General features: G+C 70.6%; 14 protein-coding genes. 10 read left to right on the forward strand and 4 right to left on the reverse strand.

What is annotated here, in order from left to right; translation table 11 throughout:
* Position 1: 1 nt before the first annotated feature.
* The gene (locus tag ACFY0U_RS43645) at positions 2-445 is read right to left on the reverse strand and encodes a metallopeptidase family protein (RefSeq protein WP_388645819.1); all 444 of its coding nucleotides are present in this window, start codon (positions 443-445) and stop codon (positions 2-4) included.
* 294 nt (positions 446-739) lie between these two features.
* On the opposite strand from ACFY0U_RS43645, the gene ACFY0U_RS43650 reads away from it, so the two are divergent.
* From ACFY0U_RS43650 to ACFY0U_RS43680, 7 genes are all read left to right on the forward strand, one after another.
* Positions 740-1,159 carry a DUF3499 domain-containing protein gene (locus ACFY0U_RS43650; RefSeq protein ID WP_388645795.1) on the forward strand — a complete coding sequence of 140 codons (420 nt, stop codon included), beginning with the start codon at positions 740-742 and terminating at the stop codon, positions 1,157-1,159.
* Positions 1,160-1,330: 171 nt separating this feature from the next.
* The gene (locus ACFY0U_RS43655; protein ID WP_388645797.1) at positions 1,331-2,947 is read left to right on the forward strand and encodes an L-lactate permease; all 1,617 of its coding nucleotides are present in this window, start codon (positions 1,331-1,333) and stop codon (positions 2,945-2,947) included.
* A 102-nt stretch (positions 2,948-3,049) separates the two neighbouring features.
* The gene (locus tag ACFY0U_RS43660) at positions 3,050-4,414 is read left to right on the forward strand and encodes a phosphomannomutase/phosphoglucomutase (protein WP_388645799.1); all 1,365 of its coding nucleotides are present in this window, start codon (positions 3,050-3,052) and stop codon (positions 4,412-4,414) included.
* Between the two features lie 289 nt (positions 4,415-4,703).
* Positions 4,704-4,874: a Trm112 family protein gene (locus ACFY0U_RS43665; RefSeq protein ID WP_388645801.1), complete on the forward strand. Its 171-nt coding sequence runs from the start codon at positions 4,704-4,706 to the stop codon at positions 4,872-4,874.
* A gap of 89 nt (positions 4,875-4,963) precedes the next feature.
* Positions 4,964-6,091: an SIS domain-containing protein gene (locus ACFY0U_RS43670; RefSeq protein WP_388645802.1), complete on the forward strand. Its 1,128-nt coding sequence runs from the start codon at positions 4,964-4,966 to the stop codon at positions 6,089-6,091.
* 41 nt (positions 6,092-6,132) lie between these two features.
* On the forward strand, positions 6,133-7,284 hold the full coding sequence (gene manA, locus ACFY0U_RS43675; RefSeq protein ID WP_388645803.1) for a mannose-6-phosphate isomerase, class I: 1,152 nt from the start codon (positions 6,133-6,135) through the stop codon (positions 7,282-7,284).
* Between the two features lie 116 nt (positions 7,285-7,400).
* Positions 7,401-8,381: a cation diffusion facilitator family transporter gene (locus ACFY0U_RS43680; RefSeq protein ID WP_388645805.1), complete on the forward strand. Its 981-nt coding sequence runs from the start codon at positions 7,401-7,403 to the stop codon at positions 8,379-8,381.
* Between the two features lie 46 nt (positions 8,382-8,427).
* Here ACFY0U_RS43680 and lepB read toward each other — a convergent pair whose 3' ends face one another.
* Together lepB and ACFY0U_RS43690 are read right to left on the reverse strand one after the other, a co-directional pair.
* Positions 8,428-9,105 carry a signal peptidase I gene (gene lepB / locus ACFY0U_RS43685; RefSeq protein ID WP_388645806.1) on the reverse strand — a complete coding sequence of 226 codons (678 nt, stop codon included), beginning with the start codon at positions 9,103-9,105 and terminating at the stop codon, positions 8,428-8,430.
* Between the two features lie 188 nt (positions 9,106-9,293).
* Complete coding sequence (locus tag ACFY0U_RS43690) at positions 9,294-11,348, reverse strand: fructose-specific PTS transporter subunit EIIC (protein WP_388645808.1); 2,055 nt, start codon at positions 11,346-11,348, stop codon at positions 9,294-9,296.
* Positions 11,349-11,818: 470 nt separating this feature from the next.
* Between ACFY0U_RS43690 and ahcY the strand changes: the two genes are divergently transcribed.
* Both ahcY and ACFY0U_RS43700 read left to right on the forward strand, forming a co-directional pair.
* Complete coding sequence (gene ahcY, locus ACFY0U_RS43695) at positions 11,819-13,276, forward strand: adenosylhomocysteinase (protein ID WP_388645810.1); 1,458 nt, start codon at positions 11,819-11,821, stop codon at positions 13,274-13,276.
* A gap of 195 nt (positions 13,277-13,471) precedes the next feature.
* Positions 13,472-14,086: a hypothetical protein gene (locus ACFY0U_RS43700; protein WP_388645812.1), complete on the forward strand. Its 615-nt coding sequence runs from the start codon at positions 13,472-13,474 to the stop codon at positions 14,084-14,086.
* A gap of 30 nt (positions 14,087-14,116) precedes the next feature.
* Here ACFY0U_RS43700 and ACFY0U_RS43705 read toward each other — a convergent pair whose 3' ends face one another.
* The gene (locus tag ACFY0U_RS43705) at positions 14,117-15,055 is read right to left on the reverse strand and encodes an RDD family protein (protein ID WP_388645813.1); all 939 of its coding nucleotides are present in this window, start codon (positions 15,053-15,055) and stop codon (positions 14,117-14,119) included.
* A gap of 130 nt (positions 15,056-15,185) precedes the next feature.
* On the opposite strand from ACFY0U_RS43705, the gene ACFY0U_RS43710 reads away from it, so the two are divergent.
* Complete coding sequence (locus tag ACFY0U_RS43710) at positions 15,186-16,193, forward strand: stage II sporulation protein M (RefSeq protein ID WP_388645814.1); 1,008 nt, start codon at positions 15,186-15,188, stop codon at positions 16,191-16,193.
* The last annotated feature ends 318 nt before the right edge of the window (positions 16,194-16,511 follow it).

Here is a 16,511-nt window from a genome sequence, read left to right on the forward strand (position 1 = left end):
GTCAGTCCTCGCCGTAGCGCGGGTCGACGGTCTCGGGCGTGAGCCCCAGCAGCTCGGCGACCTGCTCGACGACGACCTCGTGCACCAGGGCCGCGCGTTCGTCGCGGCCCTTGGTGCGGATCTCCACGGGGCGCCGGTACACCACCACGCGCGCGGGGCGTCCCTCGCGCGCGGGAATCGTGCCGCCGAGGGGGACCGCCTCGTCGTTCCAGGTCTCGCCCTCCAGCCGGGGTACTTCCAGCACGAGGAAGTCGATGTCGGCGAGCTGCGGCCACCGTCGTTCCAGGCGCTCCACGGAGTCCTGCACCAGGTCCGCGAACGCCTCGGCACGGCTCGCCGCGAGCGGTACCTGGGGCGGTGCGATCGGGCCGCGCATGCCCCTGCCGTGGCGATCACGTCGGCGGGGCCCGGGGCCGGCGGTACGGGGCGGTACGGGGTTGTCCATCACTGGTGAAGCGTAGTCCCCGGCGGGACCGGGTGCCCGAGCCCACGCGGGGTCCGGGCGGTCTTCGGCCGCCTCGTACGGCATGTCGCGGGATGACCATTCCGGCCAAGGTTGGGCTCGATTCCGTATCTCTCCGAGACCGGTGATCTCATGCCAATTGACCTTGTTTGTCACGAGTGATGATCGGGCCGCGTACCGCCCAAGATCTCAGAAAGCGATGTCTACGCAGGTCAGAAAGGTGTGACCGGAGAGGCTTGTGGGGCGTTTCACACCACGACACGGTGGAGTGACCTGGTGGAGAGTCGTCGCGGCCCGCTCAAGAGTGCGGTACCGTCCAACGTCGTGAGCCCTGTACGTCGCTGTTCGCGCACCGCTTGCGGCCGCCCCGCCGTCGCGACGCTGACGTACGTCTACGCCGACTCGACCGCGGTTCTCGGCCCGCTCGCCACCTACGCCGAACCCCACTGCTACGACCTGTGCGCCGAGCACTCCGAGCGCCTCACCGCGCCGCGTGGCTGGGAAGTCGTCCGGCTCCTCGACAGTTCGACCCCCGCCCGTCCCAGCGGCGACGACCTGGAAGCGCTGGCCAACGCGGTCCGCGAGGCGGCCCGTCCGCAGGAGCGCGCCGCCCAGGGCGGCGGCGGGCGTGGAGCGGACCCGATGGAGGTCGCGCGCCGCGGCCATCTGCGGGTGCTGCGTTCGCCCGACAACTGAGCCGGTTCATCCCCGGCTCGTCCAACTGCCCCCGTTCTTGTGTGCGTTCGGTGCACGTTTCACTCAGTGACGCACGACCATTGACGACCGCTTGGCGCGGACACGACCATTCCGGAAGCCGAAACGAGAAATCGCTTTCCGCATGACGGAATCGGAATCGGGGAGGCGCCCGTGTACGTCCAGGAACTGGAACCCGTCGCCGGCTCACTGGGCCTGTCCGCCCTCGTCGCCACCCTGCCGCTGGTGATCGTGCTCGTCCTGCTCGGCGGCGTCCGCCTCAAAGCCCATCTCGCGGGCCTCATCGGCCTTTTGGCGGCCGTTCTGGTCGCCTGGCTCGCGTACGGCATGCCACTGGGACAGACGCTCTCCAGCGGCGCCCAGGGAGCCGTCTTCGGCCTCTTCCCCATCCTGTGGATCGTCGTCAACGCCCTGTGGGTGTACCGGATGACGGTCCGCACCCGGCACTTCGACATCCTGCGCCGCTCCTTCGGGCGGCTCTCCGACGACCCGCGCATCCAGGCCCTCGTCGTCGCCTTCTGCTTCGGCGCTCTCCTGGAGGCCCTCGCCGGCTTCGGCGCGCCCGTCGCGATCTGCTCGGTCATGCTCGTCGCGCTCGGCTTCGACCCGGTGCGCGCGGCGGTCGTCGCCCTGGTCGCCAACACCGCGCCGGTCGCCTTCGGCGCGATGGGCACACCCGTCGTGACGCTCGCCCAGGTGACGGAACTGCCCCTGGACACCGTCGCGTCCGTGGTGGGGCGTCAAACCCCGCTGCTGGCCCTCGTGGTGCCGCTCGTGCTGGTCTTCCTCGTGGACGGGCGGCGCGGGCTCAGGGAGACCTGGGCGCCCGCCCTGGCCTGCGGAACCGCCTTCGCCGTCGGCCAGTTCGTCGCCGCCAACTACGTCTCGGCCCAACTCGCCGACATCGGCGCCGCCTTGCTGGGCGCGGCCGCCCTCGTCGCCGTACCCGGCGCACGCGTGCCCGCCACCGAGTCCGTACGCGCGTCCGTGCTGACCGGAACCCGCAGCGAGGAACTCGACGAGGCCGACCCGCGCGGTGAAGTCGTGCGCGCCTACGCCCCGTACGCCCTGATCGTCGTGATCTTCTCCCTCGCGCAGATCCCCGTCGTCAAGGACTGGCTGGCGAAGGCGACCCAGACCTACGACTGGCCGTTCCTGAACGTCGTGAACCCCGACGGCGACCCGGTCGGCGGCAACGTGTTCATCTGGCCGATCGTGGCCACCGGCGGCACGCTCGTGCTGCTCGCCGGACTGTGTACGGCGGTCGTCCTCGGCGTGCACGCGCGCGTGGCGGTCAAGGAATGGCTCGCCACCGTCCACGAGTTGCGGTTCGCGATCCTGACCGTCACCTCGGTGCTGGCCCTCGCCTACGTCATGAACCTCTCCGGACAGGCCGCCACCATCGGCCACTTCGTGGCGGCGGCGGGCGCCGGACTCGCCTTCCTCTCCCCGGTGTTGGGCTGGTTCGGCGTGGCCGTCTCCGGCTCCGACACCTCGGCCAACGCGCTGTTCGGAGCGCTCCAGGTGACGGCGGCCCGGGAATCCGGGCTGTCGCCGGAGCTGCTGGCCGCCGCGAACAGCTCGGGCGGCGTCCTCGGCAAGATGATCTCCCCGCAGAACCTCACCATCGCCTGCGCCGCCGTCGGTCTCGCCGGCCGCGAGGGGGACCTGCTGCGCAAGGTGCTGCCCTGGAGCCTGGGGCTGCTGCTGGTGATGTGCCTCATCGTGGTCGGGCAGAGCTCGCCGGTGCTGGCGTGGATGCTGCCCTGACCTGAGGTTACGTCCAGGTTCCACTCAGGGGACGCACGGCACCGCTGTCGGTGGGGGCGGGTAGTTTGGGGCGACCGACAGGACTTTGAGAAGGGTTAGGCCGTGGCTGCTGATCTGTCACAGCTCGTGAAGGCGTACGACGTGCGCGGTGTCGTTCCCGACCAGTGGGACGAGACGCTGGCCGAGCTCTTCGGGGTCGCCTTCGTCCGGGTGACCGGGGCGAGCGCGATCGTGGTCGGGCACGACATGCGGCCCTCGTCGCCCGGTCTGTCGCGTGCCTTCGCGCGCGGGGCGGCCGCGCAGGGCGTCGACGTCACCGAGATCGGGCTGTGCTCCACCGACCAGCTGTACTACGCCTCGGGCGCGCTGGACCTGCCGGGCGCGATGTTCACGGCCTCGCACAACCCGGCTCAGTACAACGGCATCAAGATGTGCCGCGCGGGCGCCGCCCCGGTCGGCCAGGACACGGGTCTCGCCGAGATCCGCGAGCTGGCCGAGGGCTGGCTCGACTCGGGCGCCCCGGCCCCGGCGGCGACACAGGGCACGATCACCCGGCGCGACACGCTGGAGGACTACGCGGCCCATCTGCGGGGCCTGGTCGACCTGACCGCCATCCGCCCCCTCAAGGTCGTCGTGGACGCGGGCAACGGCATGGGCGGCCACACGGTCCCCACGGTCTTCGCGGGCCTGCCCCTGACCCTCGTCCCGATGTACTTCGAACTGGACGGCACGTTCCCGAACCACGAGGCCAACCCCCTCGACCCGGCGAACATCGTGGATCTCCAGAAGCGGGTGCGCGAGGAGTCCGCCGACCTGGGCATCGCCTTCGACGGCGACGCCGACCGCTGCTTCGTCGTCGACGAGAACGGCGACCCGGTCTCCCCGTCCGCGATCACCGCCCTGGTCGCCGCGCGCGAGCTCGCCAGGAACGGCGGCAGCGGCGTGATCATCCACAACCTGATCACCTCCTGGTCGGTGCCCGAGGTCGTCGAGGAGCACGGCGGCACGCCGGTACGCACGCGCGTGGGCCATTCCTTCATCAAGGCCGAGATGGCGAAGTCCGGCGCGATCTTCGGCGGCGAGCACTCCGCCCACTACTACTTCAAGGACTTCTGGAACGCCGACACCGGCATGCTCGCCGCCCTCCACGTCCTCGCCGCCCTCGGCGGCCAGGAGGGCCCCCTGTCCGCCCTCGTGTCCGAGTACGACCGCTACACCGGCTCCGGCGAGATCAACTCCACGGTCGCCGACCAGACCGACCGCCTCGCGGCGATCCGCTCCGCGTACTCGTCCCGCGAAGACATCACCCTGGACGAACTCGACGGCCTCACCGTCAGCGCGGCGGACTGGTGGTTCAACGTCCGCCCGTCCAACACGGAGCCCCTCCTGCGCCTCAACGCGGAGGCACGGGACGAGCCGACGATGGCGAAGATCCGGGACGAGGTGCTGGGGATCATCCGGGCCTGACCGAGGCCTCGCCATCCCGATCTCCCACCCGCCCGTGTCTTTCAGCCCGTCCGGCGTTTGAGGACGAGGCCCCTTGAGGGCCGATGGGGGTCTGGGGGCGTAGCCCTCAGGGACGGGGTCGAAGGGGCAGCGCCCCTGGAGGATGGGACGGGTAGGGGCGGCGGGGGCGAAAACCCTCCGGCGGCCACCCCCACCCACCCGTCCCCAACCCCCACACCCACCCCCCTCCGGCGGTACCCTGACCAGGCACATCCGCACAGCCATCCGCCCGCCCCCGAAGGGACACCCCATGCCGCTCGAAGCCGGCCTCCTGGAGATCCTCGCCTGCCCGGCCTGTCACGCCCCCCTCGAGGAGCAGGACACCGAGCTGATCTGCACCAGCGCGGACTGCGGCCTGGCATACCCCGTCCGCGACGGCATCCCCGTCCTCCTCGTCGACGAGGCCCGCCGCCCCGCGTAAGCGGCCCCTGGCGACCCGAGCCGCAGGGACCGCCGCCAACGGCGACCCGCGTGACCGACGACCCCGGCGATCGCAGGAGGCTGCCACCCATGCTCGACGAATCGCTGCTCGACACCCCCGAGGCCCTCTCGGCGGCCGACCACCGAGGCCTGCTCCGCGGCGCCGCCGAGGCCGGCGCCCGAGTCCGCACCGCGGCACGGCACGCCGCCGAGGCCGGCGTCAACGAACTGAAGCCCGACGGCCGCCCCCGCGCGGTCCTGATCGCCGGCCCCGGCGCCGCCGCCATCTGCGTCGCCGACCTCCTCGGCACCCTCGCCGGCGCCGGCAGCCCCGTCATCCGCCTGGCCCCCACCGGCGTGGCCCCCGCGGCCGGCGCCCTGCGCTGGGAGCTGCCGGGCTGGGCCGGCTCGGTCGACCTGCTCCTGATCGCGACCCCCGACGGCACCGAACCGGGCCTGTCCCTCCTCGCCGACCAGGCCTACCGCCGCGGCTGCACGGTCGTCGCCGTGGCCCCCGCCGCCACCCCCCTCACCGAGGCCGTCCAAGGCGCCCACGGCCTCTTCGTACCGCTGGCGACAGCGCCGTACGAGCAGGACGAGGCCCTCGCCGCGTCCGCCCCCGGCGTCCTGTGGGCGCTGCTCACCCCGCTGCTCGCGATCCTCGACCGCACCGGCCTGCTCACCGCCCCGCCGGACGCCCTGGAGAAGGTCGCGGACCGCCTGGACCACATCGCCGAACGCTGCGGCCCGGCCATCGCGACGTACAGCAACCCCGCCAAGACCCTGGCCGCCGAACTCGCCGACGCGCTCCCGGTGATCTGGACGGAGGGCGTCTCGGCCGGCCCGGCGGGCCGCCGTTTCGCCGCCGACCTCGCCGAACTCGCCGGCCGCCCCGCCGTCGTCTCCGAACTGCCCGAGGCGCTCGCCGCGCACAACGCCCTGCTGGCCGGTCCGCTCGCCGCCAGCGCCGACCCGGACGACTTCTTCCGTGACCGCGTGGAGGAGGTCCCGGTGATGCGCGCGCGCGTGGTGCTGCTGCGCGACCGTCCCCTCGGCGGTCTCTCCGCCGCTCCCGCCGCCCGTGAGCTGGCCCTGAGCCACGACGCCCCCATCAGCGAACTGGAACCGGAGGAGGGCGGCGAACTGGAGACCCTCGCGGAACTGATCGCCATCACGGATTTCGCCGCGGTCTACCTGGCGCTCGCCTCCGGCGCCTGATCATGCTCAGGCCGTTCTGACCGTCGTACAGAAAGAACCCCATGGACCGCCTCGACAACACGATCCGCCCCTACGCCTGGGGTTCCACCACCGCCATCCCCGCCCTGCTCGGCGTCGCCCCGAGCGGCGAGCCGCAGGCGGAGATGTGGATGGGCGCCCACCCGGGCGCACCCTCGCGCACCGGTCGCGGCACGCTCGTCGAGGTCATCGACGCGGATCCGCGCAAGGAGCTCGGAGAAGCGGCCGTCACCAAGTTCGGCCCCCGGCTGCCCTTCCTCCTCAAGATCCTCGCCGCGGGCGCCCCGCTCTCCCTCCAGGTGCACCCCGACCTCGCGCAGGCCAAGGAGGGGTACGAGGACGAGGAGCGCCGCGGGATCCCCGTGGACGCCGGTCACCGCAACTACAAGGACGCCAACCACAAGCCCGAACTGATCTGCGCCCTCACCGAGTTCGACGGCCTGTGCGGCTTCCGCGCCCCGCTGGAGGCCGCCGGCCTGCTCGCCGGCCTCGGCGTCGACTCCCTCAAGCCGTACGTCGACCTGCTGCACGCCCACCCCGAGGAAGCGGCGCTGCGCGAGGTCCTGACGGCCGTACTCGGCGCGGACCGCGAGGAGATGGCCCGTACGGTCGGCGAGGCCGCGGCCGCCTGCGCCCGCCTCGGCGGCGAGTACGCCCCGTACGCGGACATCGCCCACCACTACCCGGGCGACCCGGGCGTCATCGCCGCGATGCTGCTGAACCATGTCCGGCTCCAGCCCGGCGAGGCCCTTTTCCTCGGCGCCGGCATCCCGCACGCCTACCTCAACGGCCTCGGCGTCGAGATCATGGCCAACTCCGACAACGTCCTGCGCTGCGGCCTGACCCCCAAGCACGTCGACGTCCCCGAACTCCTGCGCATCGTCCGCTTCGAGGCCGCCGACGCGGGTGTGCTGCGCCCCGAGGCGTCCCCGGACGGCGAGGAGGTCTACGAGACCCCGATCGACGAGTTCCGGCTGTCGAGGTACGTCCTCCCCGAGGGCGGCGCCGCCCACGACCTCACCCGCGCCACCCCGCAGATCCTGCTGTGCACGGCGGGTTCCGTCCGGGCGGGGGAGCACGAACTGAACCCCGGTCAGTCCGTTTTCGTTCCCGCAGGTGAGAAGGCCGAAGTGGCCGGGACGGGCACCGTCTTCCGGGCCACTGTGATCGTATGACCGGGGCTGTGGACACCTGACACACCGCTCCCGTGAAGGGCTGCAACAATGGCCCACCGGCAAAGGACGGGCAAAGGCCTGGACTGGGTGGACGTACGAAGGGACAACGCGAACACATGAGCGCGTCAGGCGGAACCAAGGCGATCGTGGCGGCACTCGCCGCCAACCTCGCGATCGCGGCATCGAAGTTCGTGGCGTTCCTCTTCAGCGGCTCGTCGTCGATGCTGGCCGAGTCCGTCCACTCCCTCGCCGACTCCGGCAACCAGGGCCTGCTGCTCCTCGGCGGCAAGAAGGCCCAGCGCGAGGCGACCCCGCAACACCCCTTCGGCTACGGCCGAGAGCGGTACATCTACGCCTTCCTCGTCTCCATCGTGCTCTTCTCGGTCGGCGGCATGTTCGCGATCTACGAGGGCTACGAGAAGATCAAGCACCCGCACGAGATCGAGAACTGGTACTGGCCGGTGGGCGTCCTCGTCTTCGCGATCATCGCCGAGACCTTCTCCTTCAGGACGGCCATCAAGGAGTCCAACGTCCTGCGCGGCCGGCAGTCCTGGAAGGAGTTCGTCCGCCACGCCAAGGCGCCCGAGCTGCCGGTCGTCCTTCTGGAGGACCTGGGTGCGCTGATCGGTCTGATCCTCGCCCTCGGCGGCGTCGGCCTGGCCCTCGCCACCGGCGACGGCGTCTGGGACGGCATCGGCACCCTCTGCATCGGCATCCTGCTCATCGCCATCGCGCTCGTCCTGGCAGTGGAGACCAAGTCCCTGCTCCTCGGCGAGTCCGCGGGCCTCGAAGCGGTCCAGAAGATCGAGGCCGCGATCGTCGACGGCGACGTCGTCACCCGCGTCATCCACATGCGCACGCTCCACCTCGGCCCCGAGGAGCTCCTGGTCGCCGCCAAGATCGCCGTCGAGCACGACGACTCGGCCACCGAGGTCGCCAACGCCATCAACGCCGCCGAGGCCCGTATCCGCGAGGCCGTCCCGATCGCCCGCGTGATCTACCTCGAGCCGGACATCTTCAGCGAGTCCGAGGCCGCCAAGGGCCCCGACCGCGAGGCGACGCCCGGGGGACCGGCGCAGCACGACGCCGGCCACTGACACCCGCCGAAAGGGCCCACCGGGATTCCGGTGGGCCCTTTCGCTCTCAGATCCGCACCGCCCACGGGGGCGGTGGCGGCGCCGCGGCCCGCGCCTTCCGCCGTATGACCATGGCGGCGATCCCCAGCCCGGCGGCGACCAGCAGGAGCGCCACGCCGGCCATCATCGCCACCCCGAGGACTCCGGGCACGGTGTAGTCGTCGATCACCCGCCCCCGGATCGCCGACGTCGGAAGCGTCCCGCCGCGGTCGTCGAGGAAGGCCCGCGAGTCACGGGCGTTCGCACGGTGGTCGCCCAGCAGGAACAGCCGCCCCTCGGGGACCCGCACATCATAGGCGGGGAACCCGCCGCCGGCCTCCGCGCCCTTGAGATACGGCTCCTTCAGCGGCTCCCCGTTCAAGGTGACCCGCGCGTCCCGCGCCTCTCCGGTGCAGCACGCCACACGGTCCCCGCCCATGCCGACGACCCGCCCCATCACCAGCGCGTCGAAGCCGTACCGGTCCGGCGCCGAGAACACCACGACGTCCCCGCGCCGCACCTCGCTCCCGTCGATCCGCTCGTAGACGACCCGGTCGCCTCGCTCGTACGTCGGCGCCATGCTCTCGCCCGACACGACGGAACCACCGAAGGCATGCCGCGCGTAGGCCACGCCGCCCAGGCCCGCCAGCAACCCCACCAGCGCCACCACGACGGCCGCGATCCCCAGCCCCCGAGCCTTGCGCATCGCCACTCCCTCCCCACACGGAACATCCGCGGCGGCAGAGAGTAGCGCCCTGCCGTGAACGGGTTGTGCGGACCCTGGGGGAAGGAGGGCGCAGGTGGCTCAGGGCACGAGTGGTGGGTGGCTCATCGCGGGGAGCTCCGTGCGGACCGCGCCCCGGTGACCACGGCCCGCACTCACCCGGCCTCGCCCTACTGGATCTCGCCCAGCACGTCGAGCACCGCCCGCTCGTCCGGCGCCGCCATGAGCCGCTCCCGGAACCCGGCATCCATCAACTTCCGCGACAGCAGCGCCAGAATCCGCAGATGCTCGTCGCCCGCGGCCGCCTCCGGTACGGCGATCATGAACACCAGCCTGGCCCGCGTACCGTCCAGAGAGCCCCACTCGATGCCCTCGGCGGACCGCGCGAACCCGACGACGGGCGCGCTCACCGCGTCCGTCTTGGCGTGCGGAACGGCTATCCCCTCACCGAGCCCGGTCGTGCCCTGCGCCTCACGCCGCAGCGCGGTCGCCACCAACTCGTCCACATCCGCGACCTCGCCGGACCGCGCCAGCAGCCCGGCCATCTCCCGGACGGCGGCCTCCTTGTCGGCCGCGTCGAGCTCGACCTTCACGGTCCGCGCGGTGAGATACCCGGAGAGGACCTCCGCGGTCGCGACAGATGCCGCCACGGGCTCCCGTACGACCTTCTCCGCCACGACGGCCCCGGCACCCGGCGTCACGGCCGCACCCGCCGCGACCAGCACCGGCTCGGGCCCGGCCGTCGGCACCCCGAGGACCGCCTCTCCGCGGCGCTTGCGCTCACTGAGGTCGACCAGGGCGACCGTCGTGAGCGCGGTGACGACCGTGCCGATCACCACGGCCACGAAGAACATCGGCACCCCGCTCACCGCACCCAGCACCGCCACGATGGGCCCGCCGTGCGGCACCGCGTCCTCGACCCCGGCGACCCCGGCGATCGCCCCGGCCACCGCGCCGCCCAGCATGTTCGCCGGGATGACCTGCGCGGGCCGTGCCGCCGCGAACGGGATCGCGCCCTCGGAGATACCGAAGCAGCCCATGAAGAGGGCGGCGAGCCCGGTCTCCCGCTCCTGCTCGGTGTAGAGCCGCTTGCGTATCAGCGTGGCCAGGCCCTGGCCCAACGGCATGACCGGGATCGCGGCCGCGCACATGCCCATGACCGTCTGGTTGCCGGTCGCGATGAGCCCCGCGCCGAACAGGAACGCCGTCTTGTTGACCGGCCCGCCCATGTCGAACGCGATCATCAGCCCGAGAATCGCACCCAGCAGGACCGCGCTCGTGCCCGTCATCCCGCTCAGCCAGTCGGTCAGGTGCTCGAACACCCAGGAGATCGGCTTCCCGATGACGTAGATGAAGAACAGCCCCAGCGCCGTGGTCGCCACGATCGGGATCACGATGATCGGCATGATCGGCTGCACGAACTTGGGGACCTTGACCTTCTTGATCCACAACACCAGATAGCCGGCGAGAAAACCGGTCACGATCGCCCCGATGAACCCGGCGCCCGCCTTGGAGTCGTACAGCGAACCGGTGTTGGCGATCCAGCCGCCGATCATGCCGGGCACGAGGGCGGGGCGGTCGCCGATGGCGTACGCGATGTATCCCGACAGGATCGGCACCATCAGCGTGAAGCCGATGACACCGATGTTGTTCACGTCCATCCAGAAGGAGTCCTTCGGGATGACCAGACCACCCGACGGGTCCGTGTGTCCGCCGAGCGAGAGCGAGATCGCGATCAGCAACCCGCCGACCACCACGAACGGGATCATGTAACTGACCCCGTTCATCAGCGCCTTGTACCCGACGCTGCGCTCCTTGCCGCCGCCCGCACCGGCCGCGGGCGCGCTCGCGCCGCCCGGCTGGTGCACAGGCGCCGACCGCACCCGCTCGATCAACTGCTCGGGATGGTGGATCCCCTCCGCCACCCCGACGGTCAGGACCCGCTTGCCCACGAAACGGCTCAGGTCCACATCCTTGTCCGCGGCGACGATGATGCCGTCCGCGGTGCTGACATCGTTGTCATCGAGTACGTTTTCGGCCCCGATGGACCCTTGCGTCTCCACCTTCATGCCGATGCCGCGGCTCTCGGCGGCCTGCGAGAGTTTCTCGGCCGCCATGTACGTGTGCGCGATGCCGGTCGGGCAGGCGGTCACCGCGAGCAGCTTCAACCGCTTCTGCTCGCCACTGCCGCCGCCCGTGGGGGGAGGGCCGGCCGGACTGGTCACGTCGATCTCCTAACGCCATTGTTCGCGCGGAACGCCGTCCCGGACGCCCCGCGAGATCGATCAGCTGTTCCCGATCCCTTGCATCCTGCAACACGTGCCGCCCCGCTCAAAGGTTCGAAAGTCCCGGATTGTCATGGGATGTTGGCTCCTGGTCCGGCGATCGTGGGTGTCCTGTTATCGACGGCGTAGCCACCCCGTCCCCCTCTCGTGGCTGCCTCGTGATCGGCTCGACGGGTTCGGAGGCGGACTGGGGACGCCCGGGTGTACCGGTGTAGCTTGGGACGGAGCCAGACGTCGCTGCTGATGGCGGTCGGGCGATCCCGATGCGGATCGACCGAGGGAGAGAGGGCCTCCGACGGACTGCGCTGCGCGCACCGGGCATGCCTGTGTCCTCTTTCGGGCACCCCTGTGTCCGCCGCCGCGCAGACCAGCCGTGTCCACCTCGCCCCAACCTTGAGGAGCAGCCCCTAATGACGACTGTCGACAACCGACAGGACTTCAAGGTCGCCGATCTCTCCCTGGCCGAGTTCGGCCGCAAGGAGATCACCCTCGCCGAGCACGAGATGCCCGGTCTGATGGCGATCCGCAAGGAGTTCGCCGCCGCCCAGCCGCTGGCCGGCGCCCGCATCATGGGCTCGCTGCACATGACCGTGCAGACCGCCGTCCTGATCGAGACCCTGGTCGCCCTCGGCGCCCAGGTCCGCTGGGTGTCCTGCAACATCTTCTCCACCCAGGACCACGCGGCCGCCGCCATCGCGGTCGGCCCGAACGGCACGCCCGAGAACCCGCAGGGCATCCCCGTCTTCGCCTGGAAGGGCGAGACCCTGGAGGAGTACTGGTGGTGCACGGAGCAGGCGCTGACCTGGCCGAACACCCCCACCGGCGGCCCGAACATGATCCTCGACGACGGCGGTGACGCCACCCTCCTCGTCCACAAGGGCGTCGAGTACGAGAAGGCCGGCAAGGTTCCCTCGGTCGACACCGCCGAGAACGACGAGCACCGCGTCATCCTCGAGCTCCTCAACCGCACCATCACCGAGGGCTCCCAGAAGTGGACCCAGCTCGCCTCGGAGATCCGCGGCGTGACCGAGGAGACCACGACCGGCGTCCACCGCCTGTACGAGATGCAGCGCGACGGCGTCCTCCTCTTCCCGGCGATCAACGTGAACGACGCCGTCACCAAGTCGAAGTTCGACAACAAGTACGGCTGCCGCCACTCCCTGATCGACGGCATCAACCGCGCCACCGACGTCCTCATCGGCGGCAAGACCGCGGTCGTCTGCGGCTACGGCGACGTCGGCAAGGGCTGTGCCGAGTCCCTGCGCGGCCAGGGCGCCCGCGTCATCGTCACCGAGATCGACCCGATCTGCGCCCTCCAGGCGGCGATGGACGGCTACCAGGTCACGACCCTCGACGAGGTCATCGACAAGGCCGACATCTTCATCACCACGACCGGCAACAAGGACATCATCATGGCCAGCGACATGGCCAAGATGAAGCACCAGGCCATCGTCGGGAACATCGGCCACTTCGACAACGAGATCGACATGGCCGGTCTCGCCAAGATCCCCGGCATCGTCAAGGACGAGGTCAAGCCGCAGGTCCACACCTGGAAGTTCCCCGACGGCAAGGTACTGATCGTCCTCTCCGAGGGCCGCCTGCTGAACCTGGGCAACGCGACCGGCCACCCGTCGTTCGTGATGTCCAACTCGTTCGCGGACCAGACGCTGGCCCAGATCGAGCTGTTCACCAAGCAGTCGGAGTACCCGATCGGCGTCTACACGCTGCCCAAGCACCTGGACGAGAAGGTCGCCCGCCTCCACCTGGACGCGCTCGGTGTGAAGCTGACGACGCTGCGCCCGGAGCAGGCCTCCTACATCGGCGTCGACGTCGACGGCCCGTACAAGCCGGACCACTACCGCTACTGAGAGCCGGCTCAGCCGCTGCTGAGTACCGACTCCAGCCCGTGACGAGCGCGCCGGTGCGCTGACGCGCTCATCACCAGCAGGTCCTCCGAGGCAGGCCCCCGCACCCCCGTGCCGGGGGCCTGCCCCTTTGGCCGATCCGGCCCGACCAGCCCGTGCCGCCACGCCCGGACCAGCCCGTCAAGACCCAGGACCCCCATGCCCCGCGGCCGTTATTCGCTCCATGATCCGCACGATCACACCCCCCTCGCAGAAGAGCACTTCCACTGCGCCCCCGGCCCCTCCGGCTGGCGCTATGTCGCCCAGCGGACGACCCCCGCGGGCGACCACTCGGGCTCCGTCGACCTGGCCCTCGACGAGCTCGGCCGCCCCATCCGTCTGGAACTCCACGCCGCGGGCTGGCAGGTCCGCGGAGCTGCTCTCGACGGCGTCACCTGGGTCCGCACGGACCCCACCGGAGTCCACGCCACGGAAGGCAATGTCCCCGCCCACGCCTTCACCGGCACATCTCCGGCATTCCTCATCGCCACCACCCGTCTCCTACGCCTCACCCCCTCCGCATCAGCCACCCGCGTACGACTCGTCGCCTTCACGGATCCAGTCCTCGCCCCGCGCACCGTGGACCAGTCCTGGGCGCTGATGAAAAGCGAAGCACACGCCACTGACAACGGCCCCCTGACCGTGGACGAATACCAGGTCACAGCCCTGGACACGGGCGAGCGGCACACCGTGCACATCGCCGGGGACGTGGTCCTCTCGGCTCCCGGCATCGAGTTGGAGGACCTCGAATCGCCGCCGTCCGTCTTCGCGTGAGCAGGGGTAGCGGGCAGGGGCTCGTACGGCTTACGAGGGAGGCGCGAATCCGGTGCCAGGACGCTCAGGCTCCCGCGTCTCCGCGGGTCCGGCTCCGGGTGTCGGAGGCTGTGCCTGCTGCGGTGCAGCGGAGCCGTAGAGGGGAGGTGGGGCAGCCGGAGCCGCGGCGGGTGAGAGCGAAGGCGGCTGAGCAGGCTGCGTTCCGTACGCCCCCGTAGATCCGCTCCCGAAAGCGCGCCGAGCCTCCCGGGCTTGCCGCTCCTGCACCACCGCCGCGAGATACGCCGCCGGCGGAACACCCTGCGGTGCCGGGGTCCCCGTACGCGACGCGACGTCGGCGGCGAGCCGCTCGGCCATGGCCCAGCCGACTTGCGGGTCCAGCTGCTGCATCCGCCCGAGGTACTGCCGGATGGCGAGCCACAGCCCATCCGGCACGGCCGACAGGTCCAGCCCTGAGAAGCGCCCGGCCAGCCAGGGCGGCGGCGGAGGCAGGAAACCGTTATGCGCCACCGGAACCCGCTCCCGTACGACCAGAGTCCCCGCGAAGACGTCCCCGAGCCGTCGCCCCCGTGCCGAAACGAGCGACGCGATACAGGCGATCACCCCGAACGTCAGCAGGATCTCGATGACGCCGATCCCGCCCCGCACCAGTGCATGCCGGAACCGGATCGGCCCGCCGTCGTCTCGCACCACACGCAGCCCGCACGCCATCTTCCCGAGCGAGCGACCGCGGCTGAGCGTCTCGACCGCGATGGGCCCACCCACCATGATCAGCACGAACGACGCGAGAGACACCGCAAATTGGGCCGCCTCGTCCAGGGAAGCCGTGGAAGCCACCAGCGCGATGGTCACGAGCACGTAGACGATCACGCCGACCAGCAGATCGAGGAGCACGGCCAGAGCCCTGCTCGGCAGCCGCGCAGGACGCAGCTCCAGCGCCACCGCCTCGCCCGTCACCAGCTCACTCACGTCCGCCGTCCTTCCCCTGTCCCGCCCTGAGGGCAGCCAGTCTGCCAAGCTGAGGGCGCATCGCATCGCAGTACGACAAGCTGACACCCACGACGAGTCGCCGACGAGCAGCCGAGGAGCAGCCGAACCGATGGACCTCGACGTCTTCGTCTCCGCTCACCGAGCGGAGTGGGACCGCCTCGACGCCCTCCTGCGACGCCAGCGCAGGCTCACCGGCGCCGAAGCCGACGAACTCGTCACTCTCTATCAACGCACGGCCACCCACCTCTCCCTGATCCAGTCCAGTGCGCCCGACCCGCAGCTGACGGGCCGGCTCAGCCAACTCGTGGCACGCGCGCGTAGTGCCGTGACAGGAACGCGCCGCGCTTCTTGGCGCGACGTCACCCACTTCCTGGCGCACGGCTTCCCCGCGGCGGTCTACCGAGCACGGCACTGGTGGGTCCCCACCGCACTGCTCTCCACGGCCGTGGCAGCCCTCCTGGGCTGGTGGATCGGCACCCATCCGGAAGTACAGGCCACCATTGCGGCCCCCAGCGAGCTCCGCGAGCTCACCCGCCCGGGCGGGCAGTACGAGTCGTACTACTCGAGCCATCCCGCGGCCTCCTTCGCCGCCCAGGTCTGGACGAACAACGCGTGGGCAGCGGCGCAGTGCCTGATCCTCGGCGTCTTCCTCGGCCTTCCGGTCCTCTGGATCCTCTTCCAGAACATGCTCAACCTCGGAGTCGGCTTCGGCCTGATGTCCTCGGCAGGCCGCCTCGACACCTTCCTCGGCCTGGTCCTGCCCCACGGCCTGCTGGAGCTGACCGCGGTGTTCGTCGCCGCAGGAACAGGCATGCGCCTCGGCTGGACCGTCATCGACCCGGGCCCACGCACGCGTCGAGCCGCCCTCGCAGAGGAAGGGCGAGCGGCGATCGGCATGGCCATCGGTCTCGCCCTGATCCTCTTCATCTCCGGCGCGATCGAAGGCTTCGTCACCCCGTCCGGCCTGCCCACCTGGGCGCGCATCGGCATCGGGGTCGTCGCCGAACTGGCCTTCCTCGCCTACGTCTACGTGCTCGGCGGACGCGCTGCCCGCGCCGGAGAATCGGGCGACGTCGCGGAGGACGAACGCAGTGCCGCCGTTCCCATGGCCGCCTGATGTGCGTACGGGGCTGCTGAGCTGCTAGTGTCCTCTTCGCCCCGCAGGAACCGTTGACACGGAGGAAGCGGGGAGGTAGATTCGAACAGTTGCCTAGAACTGGATCTAGTCCGGTCCGCGACAGTGAGTGTCTGTCTGCTTCTTGAAACCTGGTTTTCGAAGAAGCCTCTCCCGATCATTCGGAAATGAGCGGCCGGTCAGTCCGGCTCGAAACTTCTGATAAAGTCGGAACCGCCGGAAAGGGAAACGCGAAAGCGGGAACCTGGAAAGCACCGAGGAAATCGGAACCGGAAACGGTCTGATAGAGTCGGAAACGCA

It is taken from the genome of Streptomyces sp. NPDC001536, from assembly GCF_042894505.1.
In the GTDB taxonomy this organism is placed as follows: domain Bacteria; phylum Actinomycetota; class Actinomycetes; order Streptomycetales; family Streptomycetaceae; genus Streptomyces.